17 protein-coding genes are annotated in these 19,689 nt (G+C 45.7%); 13 read left to right on the top strand and 4 right to left on the bottom strand.

Going from position 1 to position 19,689, the window contains the following annotated elements; all coding sequences use genetic code 11:
* Positions 1 to 84 precede the first annotated feature (84 nt).
* The 4 genes from ihfB (at position 85) to pyrF (ending at position 2,854) form a co-directional block, all read left to right on the top strand.
* Positions 85 to 369 carry an integration host factor subunit beta gene (gene ihfB / locus AB4405_RS09395; RefSeq protein ID WP_102471661.1) on the top strand — a complete coding sequence of 95 codons (285 nt, stop codon included), beginning with the start codon at positions 85 to 87 and terminating at the stop codon, positions 367 to 369.
* A 226-nt stretch (positions 370 to 595) separates the two neighbouring features.
* The gene (locus tag AB4405_RS09390; protein WP_102471660.1) at positions 596 to 883 is read left to right on the top strand and encodes a LapA family protein; all 288 of its coding nucleotides are present in this window, start codon (positions 596 to 598) and stop codon (positions 881 to 883) included.
* A 24-nt stretch (positions 884 to 907) separates the two neighbouring features.
* A complete protein-coding gene (gene lapB, locus AB4405_RS09385) occupies positions 908 to 2,077 on the top strand; it encodes a lipopolysaccharide assembly protein LapB (protein ID WP_372060547.1) in 1,170 nt (389 codons plus the stop codon).
* A gap of 81 nt (positions 2,078 to 2,158) precedes the next feature.
* Positions 2,159 to 2,854: an orotidine-5'-phosphate decarboxylase gene (gene pyrF / locus AB4405_RS09380; protein WP_102471658.1), complete on the top strand. Its 696-nt coding sequence runs from the start codon at positions 2,159 to 2,161 to the stop codon at positions 2,852 to 2,854.
* Positions 2,855 to 3,048: 194 nt separating this feature from the next.
* Here pyrF and miaE read toward each other — a convergent pair whose 3' ends face one another.
* Both miaE and AB4405_RS09370 read right to left on the bottom strand, forming a co-directional pair.
* The gene (miaE, locus tag AB4405_RS09375; RefSeq protein WP_372060546.1) at positions 3,049 to 3,816 is read right to left on the bottom strand and encodes a tRNA isopentenyl-2-thiomethyl-A-37 hydroxylase MiaE; all 768 of its coding nucleotides are present in this window, start codon (positions 3,814 to 3,816) and stop codon (positions 3,049 to 3,051) included.
* 100 nt (positions 3,817 to 3,916) lie between these two features.
* Entirely contained in the window at positions 3,917 to 4,678 is a 762-nt protein-coding gene (locus tag AB4405_RS09370; protein WP_372060545.1) for a DNA repair protein, read from the bottom strand.
* 263 nt (positions 4,679 to 4,941) lie between these two features.
* On the opposite strand from AB4405_RS09370, the gene cysB reads away from it, so the two are divergent.
* Complete coding sequence (gene cysB / locus AB4405_RS09365; protein WP_372060544.1) at positions 4,942 to 5,916, top strand: HTH-type transcriptional regulator CysB; 975 nt, start codon at positions 4,942 to 4,944, stop codon at positions 5,914 to 5,916.
* Positions 5,917 to 5,986: 70 nt separating this feature from the next.
* Positions 5,987 to 7,207, top strand: coding sequence for a methyltransferase (locus AB4405_RS09360; RefSeq protein ID WP_372060543.1), 1,221 nt, complete (start codon positions 5,987 to 5,989; stop codon positions 7,205 to 7,207).
* A 72-nt stretch (positions 7,208 to 7,279) separates the two neighbouring features.
* Here AB4405_RS09360 and ald read toward each other — a convergent pair whose 3' ends face one another.
* The gene (gene ald, locus AB4405_RS09355) at positions 7,280 to 8,404 is read right to left on the bottom strand and encodes an alanine dehydrogenase (RefSeq protein WP_372060542.1); all 1,125 of its coding nucleotides are present in this window, start codon (positions 8,402 to 8,404) and stop codon (positions 7,280 to 7,282) included.
* Positions 8,405 to 8,560: 156 nt separating this feature from the next.
* Here ald and lrp point away from each other — a divergent pair, with 156 nt between their 5' ends.
* The 5 genes from lrp to serS all read left to right on the top strand — a co-directional run bounded on the left by lrp (position 8,561) and on the right by serS (position 15,891).
* On the top strand, positions 8,561 to 9,055 hold the full coding sequence (gene lrp, locus AB4405_RS09350) for a leucine-responsive transcriptional regulator Lrp (RefSeq protein WP_102471652.1): 495 nt from the start codon (positions 8,561 to 8,563) through the stop codon (positions 9,053 to 9,055).
* 151 nt (positions 9,056 to 9,206) lie between these two features.
* On the top strand, positions 9,207 to 12,494 hold the full coding sequence (locus tag AB4405_RS09345; RefSeq protein ID WP_372060541.1) for a DNA translocase FtsK 4TM domain-containing protein: 3,288 nt from the start codon (positions 9,207 to 9,209) through the stop codon (positions 12,492 to 12,494).
* 17 nt (positions 12,495 to 12,511) lie between these two features.
* A complete protein-coding gene (lolA, locus tag AB4405_RS09340; RefSeq protein ID WP_102471650.1) occupies positions 12,512 to 13,123 on the top strand; it encodes an outer membrane lipoprotein chaperone LolA in 612 nt (203 codons plus the stop codon).
* 8 nt (positions 13,124 to 13,131) lie between these two features.
* Positions 13,132 to 14,481 (top strand): replication-associated recombination protein A, encoded by a 1,350-nt coding sequence (locus AB4405_RS09335; RefSeq protein ID WP_372060540.1) that lies wholly within the window; start codon positions 13,132 to 13,134, stop codon positions 14,479 to 14,481.
* Positions 14,482 to 14,583: 102 nt separating this feature from the next.
* Entirely contained in the window at positions 14,584 to 15,891 is a 1,308-nt protein-coding gene (serS, locus tag AB4405_RS09330) for a serine--tRNA ligase (protein WP_102471648.1), read from the top strand.
* A gap of 197 nt (positions 15,892 to 16,088) precedes the next feature.
* Here the strand turns inward: serS and bioA are convergent, their stop codons facing one another.
* Positions 16,089 to 17,378, bottom strand: a complete 1,290-nt coding sequence (gene bioA, locus AB4405_RS09325; protein WP_372060697.1) for an adenosylmethionine--8-amino-7-oxononanoate transaminase — start codon at positions 17,376 to 17,378, stop codon at positions 16,089 to 16,091.
* Between the two features lie 121 nt (positions 17,379 to 17,499).
* Here bioA and bioB point away from each other — a divergent pair, with 121 nt between their 5' ends.
* Both bioB and AB4405_RS09315 read left to right on the top strand, forming a co-directional pair.
* Positions 17,500 to 18,552, top strand: coding sequence for a biotin synthase BioB (gene bioB, locus AB4405_RS09320; protein WP_372060539.1), 1,053 nt, complete (start codon positions 17,500 to 17,502; stop codon positions 18,550 to 18,552).
* Positions 18,539 to 19,687, top strand: coding sequence for an 8-amino-7-oxononanoate synthase (locus AB4405_RS09315; protein ID WP_372060696.1), 1,149 nt, complete (start codon positions 18,539 to 18,541; stop codon positions 19,685 to 19,687). Before bioB ends, AB4405_RS09315 begins: the two co-directional genes overlap by 14 nt.
* The last annotated feature ends 2 nt before the right edge of the window (positions 19,688 to 19,689 follow it).

The raw sequence follows: 19,689 nt of genomic DNA, 5'->3' as shown, positions 1-19,689 counted from the left end.
TATACAGGCAGTTAGTGAACTGATGTTATATAATGATAAAAACCAGTTTCAACTGAACATGAAGAGTAATGAGGATAACCACCTATGACTAAGTCTGAATTAATTGAAAGACTCTGCGCAGAGCAAACTCACTTATCAGCAAAAGAAATTGAAGATGCGGTAAAAGACATTTTAGAACATATGGCGAACACGCTTGAAAGCGGTGACCGTATTGAAATTCGTGGGTTTGGTAGCTTCTCACTTCATTTCCGTGAGCCACGTGTAGGACGTAACCCTAAAACAGGTGACAAAGTGGAATTAGAAGGCAAGTATGTCCCTCACTTTAAGCCAGGCAAAGAATTACGTGAACGAGTAAACGAAAGTCTATAAGTCTTCTCTTTAGTTCGGTCAACGGAACGGCATACAGATAGTGTGCCGTTTTTACATTCCTGAATTTAATTAAAGCGTTTCGTTTACGCCAATCTAGAAACGTGTGGGTTGTGCGTTATACAAGGCTAATTATGAAGAAGATTATTAAGATTATGATGAACAAACATGGTGTGCGAACGCTATTTGCTGCATAATCTTAGCTATCCAATGACTGCGGTGAAAACACATGAAGATTATAAAAATAATTTTACTAATTGTACTTTTCTTAGTTACTCTGGCACTTGGTTCACAGAACCAAGAAGTCGTGACATTTAACTACTTGCTAGCGCAAGGAGAGTTTCATTTATCTACGCTACTTGGTGTGGTTTTTGTTGTTGGTTTCGTCATTTCATGGATTATCTTCGGAAGTCTTCATCTTAAGTCCCAATTAACGGTTCGGAAACTAAGAAAAAAACTAGCAAAGCAAACGCCATCCCAGTCAAAAGACGTGGCGACGACCAGTCCTAGCAGCTGATTACGACTAGGGCCTATTTAGTACATGCTTGAGCTACTATTTCTACTTTTACCTATCGCTGCTGCCTATGGTTGGTATATGGGGCAGCGAAGTGTAAAACATGACAGACAAGAGCAGTCACATCAAATATCTCGTCAGTATATGACGGGTCTTAACCTGTTGCTTTCCGAACAGTCAGACAAAGCGGTAGACCATTTTATTGAGTTGCTTCAAGTCGATGATGAAACGATAGATACCCACCTAGCATTAGGTAATTTGTTTCGTTCCCGGGGCGAAGTCGACCGTGCGATACGCATCCACCAAAATCTAATCTCTCGCTCTGGCCTCACCATTGAGCAAAAAAACCTTGCCTTACAGCAGCTTGCTAAAGACTATATGGTGTCGGGCTTTCTCGACCGTGCGGAAAAAATATTCGTCCAACTTGTTGAAGAACCAGAACACCGAGAAGGGGCGCTGGTTCAATTAGTCTCTATCTATGAGCAAACTCAAGAGTGGCATAAAGCCATTGAGTATGCATCAGCCTTATTAAAAATGGGTAAAAAGAGAGTTAGAAATAACATCGCTCATTTTTGGTGTGAACTTGCAATGGTTGAGCAGTCAGACAGCAACACACAAAAAGCGATTCAACATTTTCGTAAAGCGTTAGCGGTTGATCCTAGGTGTGCACGTGCCAATATTGCACTAGGTCGCCTGTACCTTGAAAATGAAGACTACCTAAAAACGATAGAGCATCTTGAAGCGGTACTGGAACAAGACAAAGACTTTGTCAGTGAAGTGCTACCGACACTGGCAGAGTGTTACCACCATTTAGGGCAAGAGCAGGATTTAGTCGAGTTTTTGCGCGCGAGTATTGAAAAAGGTGCGGGTGTTTCTGCTGAGTTAATGCTTGCTCAATTGGTAGCACATCATGAAGGGACGGCGTCAGCGCAAGCATTGCTGACTCGTCAGTTAGTCAAGAGCCCAACAATGAAAGGGTTCTATCGATTGATGGATTATCACCTTGCTAATGCAGAAGAGGGCAGAGCGAAAGAGAGTTTAACGACTTTGCAATCTTTGGTTGGCGAGCAATTAAAAGTTAAACCTCATTATCGCTGCCGAAAATGTGGTTTTTCAACCCACTCACTATATTGGCACTGCCCTTCTTGTAAAGGATGGGGTACGATCAAACCAATTCGAGGGTTAGACGGCGAGTAATTCGTTGTTCGATATTTAGATGCAGCACTTGAGGTGCTGCTTTTTTTGAGTAAGAAATCAGTATATTTGTAAGGAGCAAGAATGATTGACCAAAAAGTGATAGTTGCACTGGATTATGACAACCAAGCCGATGCGCTAGCTTTTGTTGATAGAATTGACCCAAGCTCTTGCCGCCTGAAAGTCGGTAAGGAGATGTTTACACTATTTGGTCCTGACTTTGTTCGTGAGCTGCATAAACGTGGCTTCTCAGTGTTTCTAGATTTAAAGTTTCATGATATCCCTAATACATGCTCGAAAGCTGTGCGTGCAGCCGCGGAACTGGGTGTATGGATGGTTAATGTACACGCCGGCGGTGGCGAACGCATGATGACGGCATCGCGTGAAATATTGGAACCATACGGAAAGGATCGCCCGTTACTCATTGGTGTGACTGTACTGACAAGTATGGAGCAATCTGATTTGGCGGGTATTGGCATTGATGTCACGCCTCAAGAGCAGGTCTTGCGCTTAGCAAACCTAACCAAACGCTCTGGATTGGATGGCGTGGTATGCTCTGCTCAAGAGTCAAGTATGCTTAAGGCGGAATTGGGTAAAGAGTTTAAGCTCATCACCCCTGGTATTCGTCCAGCGGGCGCCGCGGTGGGCGATCAAAAACGCATTATGACCCCAGACATGGCTATTCAAGCTGGGTCTGATTACTTGGTGATTGGCCGTCCCATAACACAAGCCTCTAACCCATCTCAGGTTTTAGCTGAGATTAACGCGACATTGATCTAACCCGACATTGGTCTAGCGTGACATGGGCTTTACATCGCCCGCTAAGAGTTGAATTGACAAGGCACTGTCTCAAATTGAGGTAGTGCCTTTTTATTCGTTATTTAGTTAAGGAGCACTGAGCGCCTAATTAACAGGGTTGGAGGGCAAATAAACGGGTTATAAAGATGTAAGAGAGCCTGAATAACAGCGTGGTACTATGCAGGAGCACCACTATGAAACTTGAAGTCACTGTCAGGTGCGGTAATTAAATTCGCTTCTATTTTTCCAAAAAACTCCACTCTTTCACTAATATCACCGCCAGCGACTTGCTCAGCAAGTGTCAGGTAATCTTGATAATGTCGAGCTTCAGAGCGCAGTAAAGACACATAAAACTTAGCAATGTCTTCATCTAGATGCGGGACTAACTTGGCAAAGCGTTCACAAGATCTGGCTTCGATATAAGCGCCAATGATCAATTTATCGATCAAGGTATTTGGCTCATGCGTTGTTGCGTTAGACAATAAGCCCTTCGCATATCGACCTGCTGGGATTGGATGGTAGGGGATCTTCCTATCTTCCAGGATCTCTAATACCTGATAAAAATGATGCAACTCTTCTTTGATCAATAACACCATCTTATCGATCAAATCTTGGCTATAGGGTGAGACCGATTTCGCCATAATGGATTTGGAGATATTACTTTTACCGCGTAATGAAGCCATATCCCCTTGCTTGCGATAGGCAAACTCTTCATAAGGCTTGAACCACTCCTGCAATAACGCCGTACTCGCAGAGTCTACCGCATACTTACGAAGCAAATACATGGCTGACTGCCCAGCTTTCAATTCACATAATAAGTGGTCGATAAGAATAACAGATAAGTTCTCTGGTTTCTTCGCTTCGGTTACCCACTCGTCGGGGGTGGCACAATGAAGAAACGTATTGATAGGCGCTAAAATTTGTTCAATTTGAGTTGGATTCATTATGGTATGACTTCGTTGATCGATTGAAAAAGGTCGCCTTAGCGACCTTTGGTTTGAATACTATTATTGACACGCTAACAAATGTAGCTAAAGAATGATGCTACCACTTTTTCTTTTCACCAAACAGGGCGTCAATATCGTCATCTCTTTCGCGGCTAGCTTGTTGCTGTTGCTCATCGGCTTTTGCTTGTCTTGAGTTTTGCAGCTGATCCAGTATATCGGTCAGTTTTTGCTTTGCCTGAATAGAGTAATTATCATTTTTTGAACTTAAGGCATCGATGCCTTTCTTCAACAGCTGTATTGCCGTTCCGGGTTGTCCTTTTGCTATGGACTCATGGGCGCGTTTAACCACGTTTTCGATATTGATTCTAATCTGAATGGTTTCTAAGCGGCCGTTTTCAACCATATAGGATTGAGTATCGATTCGGCCCTTGTTGTGTTCGGTTCGAATGGTATCACGAAGGCGCTTGACAAGTTTCAACATAACAATGGCTTGTTTATCACTGGTAGGAACCTTAAATGCCGTTGCCTCGTTGCCCTCGTAGTTTTCATTTAATTGTTGAATCTGAACCTGCGCCGATTCGACACGTTGAGCGAGGTGTTTGTTTTTCGGGTCGAGTTCATGCATATTTTTCAAGGCATCTAAAATTCGATTGTGTAAGCAAGTCATGAGCTCTTTGCTGTACGGTAGGTAGCTCGCACCACCGATAAGCTCTTCAGTGGCGTCAATAAGCGCGACATAGCGAGCAGACTCTTGTCTGCGCGTCGCCTCAGCTTTCAGTTTGTACTGCAACATGGTGTTGTAACCGAGAACGAGGACAAGCAAGAGTGCGACAAGCGCGATGATCAAACCAATATTCATAACGTTTTGTATCTACAGTGAGTTTCCCTACAACAAGAAAATCAGAATACACCAAAGCGAAAGTCATCAACACCGCTAAGTTGTCGTTTGGGTCATAAACCGAACAAAATAGTTGATTATTCACTCACTTTTAGAAATGTGAGCAATAGATGTGCAAAATACTGTTAATCTTTCTAGTAATTCGTTATAACTAATAATTATATGCTTTGCTGTTGGGATTTATCGGATGAACAGCATCAAATGACAAGGATGACGAGGGCGCAATGAAGTTACAGCAGTTGAGATATATCGTTGAAGTATTGAACCATAATCTAAATGTTTCGGCGACTGCAGAAAGCTTATACACATCCCAACCTGGTATTAGTAAGCAGGTTCGGTTACTGGAAGATGAGCTTGGCATTCAAATATTTGAGCGAAGCGGAAAACATCTAACGCAAGTGACACCAGCGGGTAAAGATATCATCCGTATTTCGCAAGAGATACTGTCGCGTGTTGAAAGCATAAAAGCGGTAGCCGGTGAGCATACTCACCCTGAAATGGGCACGCTAAATATATCAACGACACATACGCAAGCTCGTTACGCTTTGCCAGAAGTGATTAAAGGCTTTACGACTCGTTATCCCAAAGTCTCGCTGCACATGCACCAAGGTACGCCGTCACAAATGTCGGAAGCCATCGCGAAAGGGACGGCAAACTTTGCAATCGCCACCGAAGCGCTTCATCTTTATCAAGACGCGATCATGCTGCCTTGTTACCATTGGAATCGCTCGATAGTGGTACGTAAAGATCACCCGCTGGCACAAAAAGCACGAGTGACGATCGAAGACCTTGCCGCGTACTCACTGGTGACTTATGTATTTGGCTTTACTGGCCGTTCTGAGTTAGACACCGCATTTAATAAAGTTGGCCTGACACCTAAAGTCGTCTTTACTGCAACCGATGCCGATGTGATTAAAACTTACGTACGCATGGGTATTGGCGTCGGGGTTATTGCCAGTATGGCAATGGATAATAGCCAAGACACCGACTTAGTCGCGATTGACGCGAGTCATATATTTGAAGCGAGTACAACCAGCATCGGTTTCCGTCGTGGCACGTTCTTACGGACATACATGTACGATTTCATGGAGCGTTTCGCCCCCCACCTGACTAAGCCAGTGGTCGAGCAAGCCATTTCTTTAAAATCCAACGTGGAAATTGAAGAAATGTTTAAAGACATCGATTTGCCGGTTCGCTAACACAAAACACTTCCGTTGTTTCACGCTTCCCCCTACAATCGCACCAGATAGTTAGGGGGAGCATATTATCGTGAATCAGCAACAATTCGAATTGGTCACGCAACTGCTGAAACAGCACCAATGCTATTGGCGTACCGATCCATTCTATCAAGTCATCGATGACCACGTTTCTTGGCAAGACAACAACGCCGATCTTCTTACTTGGCTTTTGTCACTGAGTCATCAACAAATTGCTGAATACAAAAGCGACCCTTTACGGCTTACCGCTGCACTTATTCCATGGCTTCCTGATGCTCATAAGCTGAGCGGACTGACCGTGCCTCATCGTTTGACCCATGCTCGGTGTACCAATTTGCCAAGAGGTTTAGAGGTTGGGATTCCAGGAAGAAAGCTTGACCAAATCACCTCTTTGAGCCAGGTCTGTTTAGCGGATCATCATGGTTCTCAGTGGCTAGAATGGTGCTCTGGAAAAGGATATTTAGGCCGATTGCTGGCTTCACAATCTCGCCAAACGGTCACTAGCTTTGAGTTTCAAAGTGTACTGTGTGAACTGGGCCAAGATGAGGCGAATAAATTGGCATTGCCAATGACGTTTGTGCAAGGGGATGCCTTCCATCCAGACTCAGATAAAGTGTTTGATGGTAAGCAACATGCCGTCGCGTTGCATGCCTGTGGTGATTTACATGTCACTTTGATTGAACATGCCGTTCGACATCACCTTCCTGCTGTCACGTTGTCACCGTGTTGCTATCACCTTATTCGCGATGAGCACTATCGACCTATGTCTCAGCAAGCTCGCCACGATACGTTGCAGCTTAGTAAACAAGAGCTTCGCATCCCACTTCAAGAAACCATTACGGGTGGAGAACGCGTGAGACGCCATCGTGAGCAAGAAATGACGTTTCGTTTAGGGTTTGATGCCCTGTGTCGAGAGCTTGCACTCAGCGAAGGCTATATCTCCATCCCTAGTATTAAAAAATCCATGTTAGCAGAGGGATTTGGAGCGTTTTGTTTATGGGCTGCAAATCAAAAGTCCTTACAACTACCAAGTGTCAATTACGAACATTTTGAACAAATTGGGCATGAGCGTTATTGGAAAATGGAAGCATTGAGTTTGATTCAAGGTATTTTCCGTCGACCGCTTGAACTGTGGTTAGCGTTGGATAAAGCGTTGTACCTTGAAGAGCATGGCTATCAAGCGGAGGTTTTTACATTTTGTGAAGTAACAACAACCCCTAGAAATCTTGTCATACATGGGGTGAAAGAAGATATATCCATAAAAAACACATAAAAAAACGGGCGAATTCGCCCGTTTCTACAATGACGATGTGACTCGTCACTTATCGTCATACGACAGCGTAAATTAGTTGAACATTGCCATCGCGGCAATAGGGTCAACGAATTCTAAATCGAAGCTCTCGGCAACTTCTTTGCATGTCACTTTACCGTGGATAACATTAAGTCCATCCAAAAAGCCTTTATCTTCAGTGAGTGCTTGTTGATAACCTTTGTTTGCGAGCTTGATGATATACGGCAAAGTGGCGTTATTGAGCGCGAAGGTAGACGTACGCGCAACGGCACCAGGCATGTTTGCCACACAGTAGTGGACCACATCATCAACAATGTATGTTGGATCGGCGTGTGTAGTCGCATGTGATGTTTCGAAGCAGCCACCTTGGTCAATGGCCACATCAACAACAGCCGCGCCAGGTTTCATTTTCGCAATGTGCTCTTTTGTGACCAGCTTCGGTGCTGCCGCGCCTGGGATCAACACTGCACCAATCACAAGGTCAGCATCTAGAATATGCTTCTCTAACGCATCTTCTGTAGAATAAACCACTTTTGCGCGGCCCTGGAATTCTTCATCTAAAGCACGTAGTGTATCAATACTACGGTCTAAGATTGTGACATCAGCACGCATACCCACCGCCATACGAGCAGCGTTTGAACCAACAACACCGCCGCCAATGACGACAACTTTAGCAGGTTCTACTCCAGGAACGCCACCGAGTAGCAGACCACGTCCGCCGTTCGACTTTTCGAGTGTTTGAGCACCAGCTTGTATAGACATTCGCCCAGCAACTTCTGACATTGGTGCTAATAGTGGTAAGCGACCCATATTATCTGTTACAGTCTCATAGGCAATGCAGACAGCTTTGCTTTTAATTAGCTCTTCAGTTTGTGGAAAATCTGGTGCTAGGTGAAGATAAGTAAATAATACTTGGCCTTCACGTAACATAGCACGCTCGACAGCTTGGGGTTCTTTGACCTTTACAATCATCTCTGCTTGCGCAAAAACGTTAGCGGCGGTAGGAAGAATGGATGCGCCTACAGCGATGTAATCATCGTCTGAAAAACCAACACCAGTGCCAGCATTAGTTTCAACGAAAACTTGATGGCCGTGTGAGACTAGTTCTCGCACGCTTGCTGGGATCATACCAACACGGTATTCATGGTTTTTTATCTCTTTAGGTACGCCAATGATCATCCTGACTCCTCATTATTATATGGTTGTATTAACTGTTTGTAGGGTGTTATTGTCGAATTACTGACTAGTATAGAAGCTAATTAACAAAATTTGATACTGAATATTACAGAGTTGTAGTATATTTTTTTGCAAGGAAGTAACAAGGTGGAATAAAAAATGGCAGACAACTATAAGAAGCCGTCCAAGGAACTAGACCGTATTGATCGCAACATTCTTAATGAATTGCAGAAAGACGGTAGGATCTCAAATGTCGAATTGTCAAAACGCGTAGGTCTTTCGCCTACACCGTGTTTAGAACGTGTTCGTCGACTTGAGCGTCAGGGATATATTACGGGCTATACAGCTCTACTTAATCCGCAATACTTAGATGCGTCATTACTAGTATTTGTGGAAATTACGCTAAATCGTGGTGCACCAGATGTGTTTGAGCAATTTAACTCAGCAGTGCAACGATTGGATGACATCCAAGAATGTCACCTCGTTTCTGGAGATTTCGACTATCTTTTGAAAACAAGGGTGTCGGATATGGGTGCTTATCGTAAATTGCTTGGGGATACTTTACTGCGTTTACCGGGTGTCAATGACACACGAACTTACGTTGTAATGGAAGAAGTTAAGCAATCTAACCAATTGGTGATTAAGACCAGATAAGTCTATTCTAACAAGGAGTTGACTAATGCCATGAAAATCCATGCTTTATTCATCTCCTCGATTGGGTTTTTATCCCTGATGTGGTTAAATTAATAAATACTCCGAGCGGCTTATGCCGCTCGGGCTGTTTCTACTAAGTTAGATGTTGGATATGTTCAAACAGGACAAAAAAAGAGTCGAAACGATCATTAAGACGAGCGAAGAGCAAGAAGCTTCTCGCCTCAATGGATTTCAGCGATTGAGGGAGTGCTGCTTTATCTTGGCTGTGCTGACGTCAATTATCTTGGCCGTTGCATTATTTACGTTCAACCCCGCCGACCCGTCTTGGTCGCAAACTTCTTGGGGTGGCGACATTCAAAACGCAGGTGGCATCGTTGGAGCCTGGCTTGCCGATACACTATTTTTCGTTTTTGGCTCTTTGGCATACCCCATCCCGTTTGTTGTTGCATTCAGCGCTTGGGTCTTCTTCAGAACCCGAGACAAAGATGATGAAATAGATTTGATGATCTGGGGGACTCGTACGCTTGGTCTCACCATTATTATCCTCACTAGCTGCGGGCTTGCCGACATTAACTTTGATGATATTTGGTATTTTTCATCAGGCGGCGTGATTGGTGATGTATTAACGAGCTTAGCATTGCCGACATTGAATGTGCTGGGCACCACCATCGTCTTGCTGTTTTTGTGGGGGGCAGGCTTTACCCTATTAACTGGTGTCTCTTGGCTCAGTATTGTTGAGTGGCTTGGTAACGGCGTTCTTACTATGCTGGCGGCAATGACGAATAAAGTTCGTGGCAGTAAAGAGCAGGTTTACGAACCGGTTCTGTCTCAGCCAGAGAGAATGGATGAAGATGAAAGGTTGCCGCATTTTTCTGCAAAGCAAGCGCCGTTGTCACTTAGCGAGCCGTCTACTGATTCAATCGATCTCTCACCGACATCGTCAAAGCGTCGTCATTACAATATTCATATGCCAGACGCTAACGCAGAATCTGTGGATCGTCAGTCAGAAGAGTATGACCCATTGTTTGCCAAGGCAGCACCTTCTCCGACATTGAATGAAACGACGATTCAGCCTGATATAGAGACGACCTCTGCACCAGAAGCAACGTTTAATGCTGAGCCTACAGTCTACGCGTCAGAATCTAGCGCATACTCAACAGAACCTACTGCGAACATGTCAGAGCCTGCCGCGCGTACTGAGCCTGTCATCGGTGAATCGTTTATTGAATTGCAGGAAGCATCATCGCCTCATGAGCATTTCAATGTAATGGATGCCTTAGATGAGCAGCTAAGTACGGCAGATGATCGAACGCATCAGTTAGGCGCGACGATCGAGGATCTTGAAATGGCAGCCAGAACGTCTGATGATTTTGCTGACCAGTCACCACAAGAGTCTGTGCCTGAAAAATACCAAGCAAGCGAATCAATCAACCTTTCAGGAGCGACGGCTGCCGTTGCAACGACCGCCGCATCGGCGGTATCTGCACCATCTGAGGCGACTCAACTCAACGATACTCCATGGAATATAGACGCACCTCAACCACTGCCAGAAAGTGAATCATGGATGGATAGCAGTAGTGACGGAACCGATCGGAGTCACACTCATACTCCAGAACATTTAAGTGAACCTGACTCTACTCTCCAATCAGTGGTAGGCAATAGTGACTCACCTGTGGCGAGCCAACACATTGAAGAGGCGGCTTGGAATCAAGAGGCTATTTGGACTCAGGAGCCTACTGGGGTTCAAGAGTCAAGCGTACCGCCACAAGAAATACCATCTGATAGGCCGCAGTTAGGGCAGCCTGAGAAGGTAGAACACGCTGATGCCGAGTATGTAGATGCGGACTCAGAGGCCTTTCAATCTCTTGTTGCGGAAGCTCAGAAAACCGCTGTGGCGCAAATGAACCCGTTCTTGGTGCAAAAAGATGCGAATCTGCCAAAACCGACAGAGCCGATGCCAACATTAGAACTCCTGTATCATCCAGAAAAACGTGAAAACTTTATTGATAAGGAAGCGTTAGAAAATATTGCTCGATTGGTTGAATCTAAGTTAGCAGATTACAAAATTAAGGCTGAAGTGGTCGATATTTTCCCTGGGCCTGTGATTACTCGCTTTGAACTCGACCTTGCACCCGGTGTTAAGGTCAGCCGGATTTCTGGATTGTCGATGGATTTAGCTCGGTCGCTTTCGGCAATGGCGGTTCGTGTTGTGGAAGTGATCCCCGGTAAGCCTTATGTGGGTTTAGAGCTTCCTAATATGACGCGCCAGACCGTGTACTTTTCAGATGTCATTGGCAGCCCTGCCTTTACTGAGTCTAAATCACCAACTACAGTCGTGTTGGGTCAAGATATAGCGGGTGAAGCGGTTGTCGCGGACTTGTCTAAAATGCCGCATGTACTGGTAGCGGGTACAACGGGCTCCGGTAAATCGGTTGGCGTTAACGTCATGATTCTGAGTATGCTCTACAAAGCAACGCCGGAAGAAGTCCGCTTTATCATGATTGACCCTAAAATGTTGGAGCTTTCAATTTACGAAGGGATCCCGCATCTACTATCGGAAGTAGTGACTGACATGAAGGATGCCTCTAACGCGCTACGATGGTGTGTTGGAGAGATGGAGCGTCGTTATAAACTTATGTCCGCGTTGGGTGTTCGTAATATTAAGGGCTTTAATGACAAGCTGAAGATGGCGGCTGCGGCTGGACACCCTATCCATGATCCTTTGTGGAAAGAAGGGGACAGCATGGAGCCAGAAGCTCCACTGCTTGAGAACCTACCGTACATCGTTGTGGTCGTTGATGAGTTCGCTGACTTGATCATGGTCGTGGGTAAGAAGGTCGAAGAATTGATTGCGCGTTTGGCACAAAAAGCGCGTGCCGCCGGTGTTCATCTGATTCTTGCGACGCAGCGACCATCTGTTGATGTTATTACCGGTCTTATTAAAGCCAATATTCCAACTCGTGTGGCATTTACTGTATCAACTAAAACGGATTCTAGAACGATATTGGACCAAGGTGGCGCTGAGTCGTTACTTGGCATGGGTGATATGTTGTATCTCCCTCCCGGCTCTAGTCATACGACGCGAGTCCATGGTGCGTTTGCTTCCGATGATGATGTGCATGCGGTTGTAAACAACTGGAAGGCCAGAGGAAAACCAAATTACATTGAAGAGATCACCAATGGCGATCAAAGCCCAGAGACCTTGTTACCCGGCGAAAAAATGGAAGGGGACGAGGAAATGGATCCCTTGTTTGATCAAGTAGTAGAGCATGTAGTGCACTCTCGTCGTGGTTCCGTTTCAGGGGTGCAACGACGATTTAAAATTGGTTACAACCGAGCCGCTCGTATCGTCGAACAACTCGAGGTTCAAGGTATCGTTAGTGCACCGGGCCACAATGGCAATCGTGAAGTGCTAGCCCCACCTCCTATTAAAGAATAATGCAGTAAGGAATTAACATGAAAACATGGTTCTCGCTCGTTTTTATTACGCTATCGACATTGAGTTTTTCGGCGTTAGCGACCCCACAACAAGAGCTCAGCGAACGGTTACAACTCAATGACGGGTTTAGTGCAAGTTTCAAACAAACCGTTACTAGCCCGGACGGTGAAGTGGTGATGGAAGGGGAGGGCAATGTTGAAATCGCCCGCCCTAGCATGTTTCGTTGGGTAACCACGTTTCCGGATGAAAACGTATTGGTTTCCGACGGCAGCAATCTTTGGTACTACAGCCCATTTATTGAACAAGTGAGTATTTATAACCAAGAGCAAGCGACTGAACAAACACCTTTTGTTTTGTTAACACGTAATCGAGCCACCGATTGGGACCATTACAGTATTGAGCAAAGTGGTGACATGTTTACCCTAACACCTACGGCTGTGGATTCTACACAAGGTCAGTTCCAAATTAACATTGACCCAAAAGGGATCGTTCATGGTTTCAATGTGATTGAACAAGATGGTCAGCAAGGTCGATTTGTCTTTGATGCGGTTAAAGTTGGCAAACCATCAGAGGACAGATTCACATTTGTTGTGCCTGAAGGTGTTGAAATTGATGATCAAAGAAACTAGGGGATTACGTGAGTAATTTTAGTTTTGATTTTTCAGGGGATGAAGATTTTCGTCCCCTGGCTGCTAGAATGCGCCCAGAAACGGTGGAGCAATACATTGGCCAGCAACATATTCTTGGTGTTGGTAAGCCGCTTCGTCGTGCCCTAGAAGCGGGTCAGCTTCACTCGATGATACTATGGGGACCGCCGGGTACAGGGAAGACGACCCTTGCAGAAGTGGCGGCAAACTACGCGGACGCCGAGGTCGAACGTGTATCGGCGGTGACCTCCGGAGTGAAAGATATTCGTGCGGCCATTGAGCGCGCACGAGAAAATAAGCTTGCAGGAAAGCGCACTATTTTATTTGTTGATGAGGTGCATCGCTTCAACAAAAGCCAACAAGATGCCTTCTTGCCTCACATAGAAGATGGCACGGTAACCTTTATCGGCGCAACCACCGAGAATCCGTCCTTCGAACTCAATAACGCTTTGCTATCGAGAGCTCGAGTCTACAAACTCACCTCTCTCGATAAAGCCGATATTTTATTGGTACTCGAACAAGCAATAAACGATGACGCTCGAGGTTTGGGGCAGATTGCGGCGCAGTTTCAAGATAATGCCTTGGATAGGCTCGCTGAACTGGTGAATGGCGACGCTCGTATGTCGTTGAATTACCTTGAGCTACTCTATGACATGGCTGAGGATGATTCGGACGGTAATAAACAGATTACCTTGCCATTATTAGCCGAAGTTGCAGGCGAGAAAGTGAATCGCTTTGATAACAAGGGCGATATTTGGTACGACTTAATTTCAGCGGTACATAAATCAATACGGGGTTCGAATCCGGACGCCGCTCTGTATTGGTCGGCGCGAATGATCGCAGCAGGTTGTGACCCATTGTATATTGCTAGGCGGTTACTCGCGATCGCATCGGAAGATATTGGCAATGCTGACCCTCGCGCAATGCAAGTAGCCATGTCCGCGTGGGATTGTTTCACTCGAATTGGTCCTGCAGAAGGGGAACGAGCAATTGCTCAAGCTGTTGTGTACCTGGCTTGCGCGCCCAAAAGCAACGCTGTCTATACCGCTTGGAAGCAGGCATTAACCGATGCACACCAATTACCGGAATATGAAGTGCCCCATCATTTACGTAACGCCCCAACATCTTTGATGAAAGACATGGGCTATGGTGAGGAATATCGTTATGCTCATGATGAGCCGGGTGCGTACGCCGCCGGTGAACGATATTTGCCACCAGAAATGAGTGGCACGCGCTACTACCAGCCAACAAATCGTGGTCTTGAAACCAAAATTGGTGAAAAGTTAGATTATCTGGCCGATTTAGACGCAAAAAGCCCACAAAAGCGCTATGAAAAGTAGTGGCTTTTCGTTATCGTTATCCGGTTCAATTATCAAGATTTATCAGTGGTGAGAAAGTAATCGCTGATAGACGTTTTCATAACCTAAAGCATAGGATTGGCAATGCTGGATTCTAAATTACTTCGTACAGAGCTGGATGAAACAGCTGCAAAATTGGCACGTCGCGGCTTCACGCTAGACGTAGAAACTATTCGTAAACTTGAAGAGCAACGTAAGTCGATTCAAGTCGAAGTAGAAAATTTACAATCCACGCGCAATTCCATCTCCAAGCAAATTGGTCAGAAAATGGCGGCTGGTGATAAAGAAGGCGCTGAAGAGATTAAAAAACAAATCGGTACCTTAGGTAGCGATTTAGAAGCAAAAAAAGTTGAGTTAGCGGCGTTAATGACCCAACTTGACGACATTACGTTGTCTGTTCCAAACCTTCCGTCTGATGATGTGCCTGATGGTAAAGACGAAGATGACAACGTCGAGGTTTCTCGTTGGGGTCAGCCTAAATCATACGATTTTGAAGTGAAAGACCACGTTGATCTAGGTGAGATCGCGGGCGGATTAGATTTTGCCAGCGCGACCAAAATTACGGGCGCACGTTTTATCGTAATGAAAGGCCAATTTGCTCGTCTTCATCGTGCGATTGCGCAGTTTATGCTTGACCTGCACACTGAAGAGCATGGTTATACAGAGATGTATGTCCCTTACTTGGTTAATGCAGACAGCCTTTACGGTACTGGTCAGCTACCAAAGTTTGGTAAAGACCTGTTCCATACCGAGCCACTGGTAGAAAAAGTCAGCGATGAAGAGCCGCGTAAACTGTCACTTATCCCAACAGCAGAAGTGCCGGTTACGAACATGGTTCGTGACACGATTACTGATGAAGCCGATCTACCGCTTAAAATGACAGCGCACACACCGTGTTTCCGTTCAGAAGCCGGTTCTTACGGTCGTGACACGCGTGGTTTGATCCGTATGCACCAGTTCGATAAAGTCGAGTTGGTACAGATCACTAAACCAGAAGATTCAATGGAAGCGCTTGAAGCTCTGACTGGTCACGCTGAGAAAGTTCTTCAGTTACTCGAACTGCCTTACCGTAAAGTGGTTTTGTGTACGGGTGATATGGGCTTTGGCGCGCGTAAAACTTATGATCTTGAAGTCTGGGTTCCGGCTCAAGAAACATATCGTGAGATCTCTTCTTGCTCGAACATGTGGGATTTCCAAGCTCGACGCATGCAAGCTCGCTTCCGTCGTAAAGGCGAAAAGAAGCCAGAACTTGTGCACACACTTAATGGTTCCGGTTTAGCCGTTGGTCGTACTATGGTGGCGATTCTTGAGAACAACCAAGAAGCCGATGGCCGAATCGCTATCCCAACCGTGCTGCAACCATATATGCGTGGCACCACCCATATTGGTTAATCTTGGCATGCCTCAATAGTCGTACGTTAAAATAACAGTACGCTAAAAATAATAAAGGCCCAGCATGATGATGCTGGGCCTTTTTTATACCCGTCGTTTTGTCTTATCCGTGTTGAATTGCCGTCTAGCAGATAGCGCGGACAATTTTCTCGGCCACCCAATCAACGACGACTCCCTGATTGGCGGTCGGTCATTATTTAACTATCAGTCTGTAAGAAGCATGCCGCGGTGTTGAGGGCACTCGATATCGCATTGACTAACTTTTCGATATGCTCTGGTTGGCTAATAAATGGTGGCATCATATAAATAAGCCGTCCAAATGGTCGAATCCATACACCACAATCGACAAAATGCTGTTGAATGACCTCCATATTGACAGCGCGGTCGACTTCTACAACGCCAATGGCGCCTAGCCAACGTACATCTTTAACGCGTTGATGGGATAGTAGCGAAGGAAGTGTACGTGCAAAAAGCGCTTCAATTTGACTCACTTGTTGTTGCCATTCGCCAGACTCAATCAACGATAGGCTTGCTGAGGCGACCGCACACGCCAATGGGTTACCCATAAAGGTCGGTCCATGCATGAAACATCCTGCATCCCCTCCACAAACCGTATCTGCCACGTGTTTTGAGGTTAAGGTGGCAGAGAGCGTCATATAGCCACCTGTTAACGCCTTGCCGACACACATGATGTCAGGCTGGATATCGGCGTGCTCAGAGGCAAAAAGTTTGCCCGTACGGCCAAATCCTGTTGCGATTTCATCAATGATTAAGAGCACCCCATATTTATCACAGAGTTGGCGAACCCGCTTGAGAAACGTTGGGTGATAAATCCGCATTCCTCCCGCACCTTGCACAATAGGCTCGAGAATGACGGCTGCCACTTCTCTATGGTGTGTGTCGAGTTTATTCGCGAAGTCTTCAATATCGTCTTCGTTCCACTCTTGGTGAAAACCGATGGTTGGAGACTGGGCAAAGATATGTTCGGGTAAAAAACCCTTATACAAATTGTGCATTGAGTTATTAGGGTCGGTGACCGACATCGCAGCAAAAGTATCACCGTGGTAGCCATGACTTAATGTGAGAAATTTAGGGCGACTTTCGCCTTTTGCATGCCAGTATTGCAGTGCCATTTTTAAGCTGACTTCAACGGCAACTGACCCTGAATCAGCAAGAAAGACGTGCTCAAGACTTGCAGGCGACAGCGACACTAATTTCTTGCAGACATTGATCGCCGGTTCATGGGTGATACCGCCGAACATCACATGTGCCATTTTGTCGGCTTGTTCGGTCAGTGCTCGGTTCAATACGGGATGGCTGTAACCATGAATCGTTGACCACCACGATGACATACCATCGACGAGTTTTTTGCCATTTTCCAGTTCAATTTCTACACCAGATGCAGAAACAACAGGGTAACAAGTGAGCGGGTTTAACGTGGAAGTATAAGGGTGCCAGATATGTTGGCGGTCAAATTCGAGATCCATCATAAATTCTCTGGTTATATTTTAATCACATGTAAACATGTTTGCGTGGTCGGTGTTGACAGTGTAACGGCTGTGGGTACACTAGCCAAGACTAATAATAATGTGAGCAAAGGAATTTTCAGTGGAAGTAAGACACAACTGGACTCTAACCGAAGTCAGCGCCTTAATGGATAAACCTTTTATGGATTTACTCTTTGATGCGCAAACGTTACATAGGCAGCATCAGCAAACGAACCATGTGCAAGTGAGCACCTTGCTGTCTATTAAGACAGGAGCCTGTCCAGAAGATTGTAAATACTGCCCACAGAGTGCTCGTTACCGAACGGATGTAGAAGCAGAGCGCCTCATGGAAGTTGACCGAGTGCTTGATGCCGCGCAAAAAGCGAAAGCGGCTGGCTCAACACGTTTTTGTATGGGAGCGGCTTGGAAGAACCCAAAAGAGCGCGATATGCCGTTGTTGACCGATATGATTAAAGGTGTCAAAGACATGGGCTTAGAAACTTGCATGACATTGGGAATGTTGACGCCTGACCAAGCCGATCACTTGGCCGATGCTGGACTTGATTACTACAACCATAATCTGGATACCTCGCCTGAATTTTACGGCAACATTATTACGACTCGAACTTATCAAGATAGGTTAGATACGTTGGGTCATGTCCGTGATGCAGGAATGAAAATTTGCTCTGGTGGCATTATCGGTATGGGTGAAAGCGCAAGCGATCGCGCGGGTTTATTGATGGAGTTGGCGAATCTACCCGTGCAGCCGGAAAGTGTGCCAATCAATATGCTGGTCAAAGTGAAAGGCACGCCACTTGAAGAAGTGGATGATGTTGAGCCATTCGATTTTATACGACTCATTGCCATTGCCCGAATCATGATGCCAAAGTCGGCGGTCCGTTTGTCGGCAGGGCGAGAGGATATGAACGAACAAATGCAAGCGCTGTGCTTTATGGCTGGCGCGAATTCGATTTTCTATGGGTGTAAATTATTGACTACCCCTAATCCAGATGAAGATACGGATTTACAATTATTTCAAAAACTGGGCATAAATCGTCAAGAAACCTCGCAAAAGCCCGATGAAATCCAAGAAAGTGATTTGTTGGATCAAGTGGCTATGCGTGTCGCTGCAAGACCAGAAAAAGACGATATCTTTTACGATGCCAGCGTTTGATTCTCGTATTGAAAAGGCTATTGCGCAGCGAGACAGTCAGGGTTTACTGAGAAAAACACAAGCCATCTTCTCGGGAAATCGTCGCCGATTTGAGTTGGATGGCACCTGCTATCTTAATTTTTCTTCGAATGACTACCTTGGGTTAGCCGCCAGTGATGAACTCGGTTTTGCTTACCAACAAGCGATTGCGAAACATGGTGTGGGAAGTGGTGCATCGCCATTAGTGACGGGGTACTCAAGTGCTCATGCCAGCTTGGCCTCTGCGTTAACACAGTGGTTAGGCTTTGAGAGCGCGTTGTTTTTTTCATCGGGGTTTTCAGCCAATCAAGCTGTGTTGTTTGCTCTGTTGGAAAAAGGAGACATGTTGCTCCAAGATCGTCTGAACCATGCGTCATTGATGGAGGCCGGTCTATTAAGTCCAGCAACGATGAAGCGCTATCGCCATACCGACATGACACACCTGAGTGCACAATTGTCGACTGCACAACCAACATTGGCAGTGACGGAGAGCGTGTTTAGCATGGATGGCGATGTCTCCCCTCTCGATGAGTTTTTGCAGCGATGCCAGCAATCTGATGCGTTGACGATGATTGACGATGCACATGGGATTGGGGTTCTAGGGGAAGACGGAAAGGGGGCGATGTCTGAAACCCGTTTACAACCAGATATTTTGGTTGTGACGTTTGGTAAAGCCTTTGGGTTGAATGGAGCGGCCGTTTTGTGCTCCAAAGCCATGGGGGAATACTTAACGCAATTTGCTCGTCATTATGTCTATTCCACCTCATTTTCAGCCGCACACGCCAGTGCGTTACTGACCGCTTTAACGATGATCCAGACTCAACACTGGCGACGAGAGAAGCTGAATGAATTGAATGGCCTGTTTGCTGAAAATGTAGGTGATTTACCACCTTATGTCGCCACCAACACGCCGATAAAACCTTGGCTTGTTGGCGAAGAGCAGAAGACATTAACACTGTGTTCGCAATTGAAAACTAAGCGTATCTGGACAACGGCCATCAGACCGCCCACCGTTGCGAAAGGCAGCGCCCGATTGCGACTGACTTTGTCAGCCACCCACAGTTCCAACGATGTCCTGACTTTGGTGGATGCTTTAAAGGCATCAATAAAGGAATAATT

Origin of the sequence: Vibrio sp. 10N.261.51.F12 (assembly GCF_041471725.1) — a bacterium.
Taxonomy (GTDB): Bacteria; Pseudomonadota; Gammaproteobacteria; order Enterobacterales; family Vibrionaceae; genus Vibrio.
The sequence above is the reverse complement of the archived record's forward strand: the minus strand, read 5'-3'. Positions and strand labels throughout refer to the sequence as shown.

Coding starts and splice junctions, on each gene's coding strand:
- ihfB (WP_102471661.1), top strand. CDS start 85: ATGACTAAGTCTGAATTAATTGAAAGACTCTGCGCAGAGCAAACTCAC.
- AB4405_RS09390 (WP_102471660.1), top strand. CDS start 596: ATGAAGATTATAAAAATAATTTTACTAATTGTACTTTTCTTAGTTACT.
- lapB (WP_372060547.1), top strand. CDS start 908: ATGCTTGAGCTACTATTTCTACTTTTACCTATCGCTGCTGCCTATGGT.
- pyrF (WP_102471658.1), top strand. CDS start 2,159: ATGATTGACCAAAAAGTGATAGTTGCACTGGATTATGACAACCAAGCC.
- miaE (WP_372060546.1), bottom strand. CDS start 3,816: ATGAATCCAACTCAAATTGAACAAATTTTAGCGCCTATCAATACGTTT.
- AB4405_RS09370 (WP_372060545.1), bottom strand. CDS start 4,678: ATGAATATTGGTTTGATCATCGCGCTTGTCGCACTCTTGCTTGTCCTC.
- cysB (WP_372060544.1), top strand. CDS start 4,942: ATGAAGTTACAGCAGTTGAGATATATCGTTGAAGTATTGAACCATAAT.
- ald (WP_372060542.1), bottom strand. CDS start 8,404: ATGATCATTGGCGTACCTAAAGAGATAAAAAACCATGAATACCGTGTT.
- lrp (WP_102471652.1), top strand. CDS start 8,561: ATGGCAGACAACTATAAGAAGCCGTCCAAGGAACTAGACCGTATTGAT.
- AB4405_RS09345 (WP_372060541.1), top strand. CDS start 9,207: ATGTTCAAACAGGACAAAAAAAGAGTCGAAACGATCATTAAGACGAGC.
- lolA (WP_102471650.1), top strand. CDS start 12,512: ATGAAAACATGGTTCTCGCTCGTTTTTATTACGCTATCGACATTGAGT.
- serS (WP_102471648.1), top strand. CDS start 14,584: ATGCTGGATTCTAAATTACTTCGTACAGAGCTGGATGAAACAGCTGCA.
- bioA (WP_372060697.1), bottom strand. CDS start 17,378: ATGGATCTCGAATTTGACCGCCAACATATCTGGCACCCTTATACTTCC.
- AB4405_RS09315 (WP_372060696.1), top strand. CDS start 18,539: ATGCCAGCGTTTGATTCTCGTATTGAAAAGGCTATTGCGCAGCGAGAC.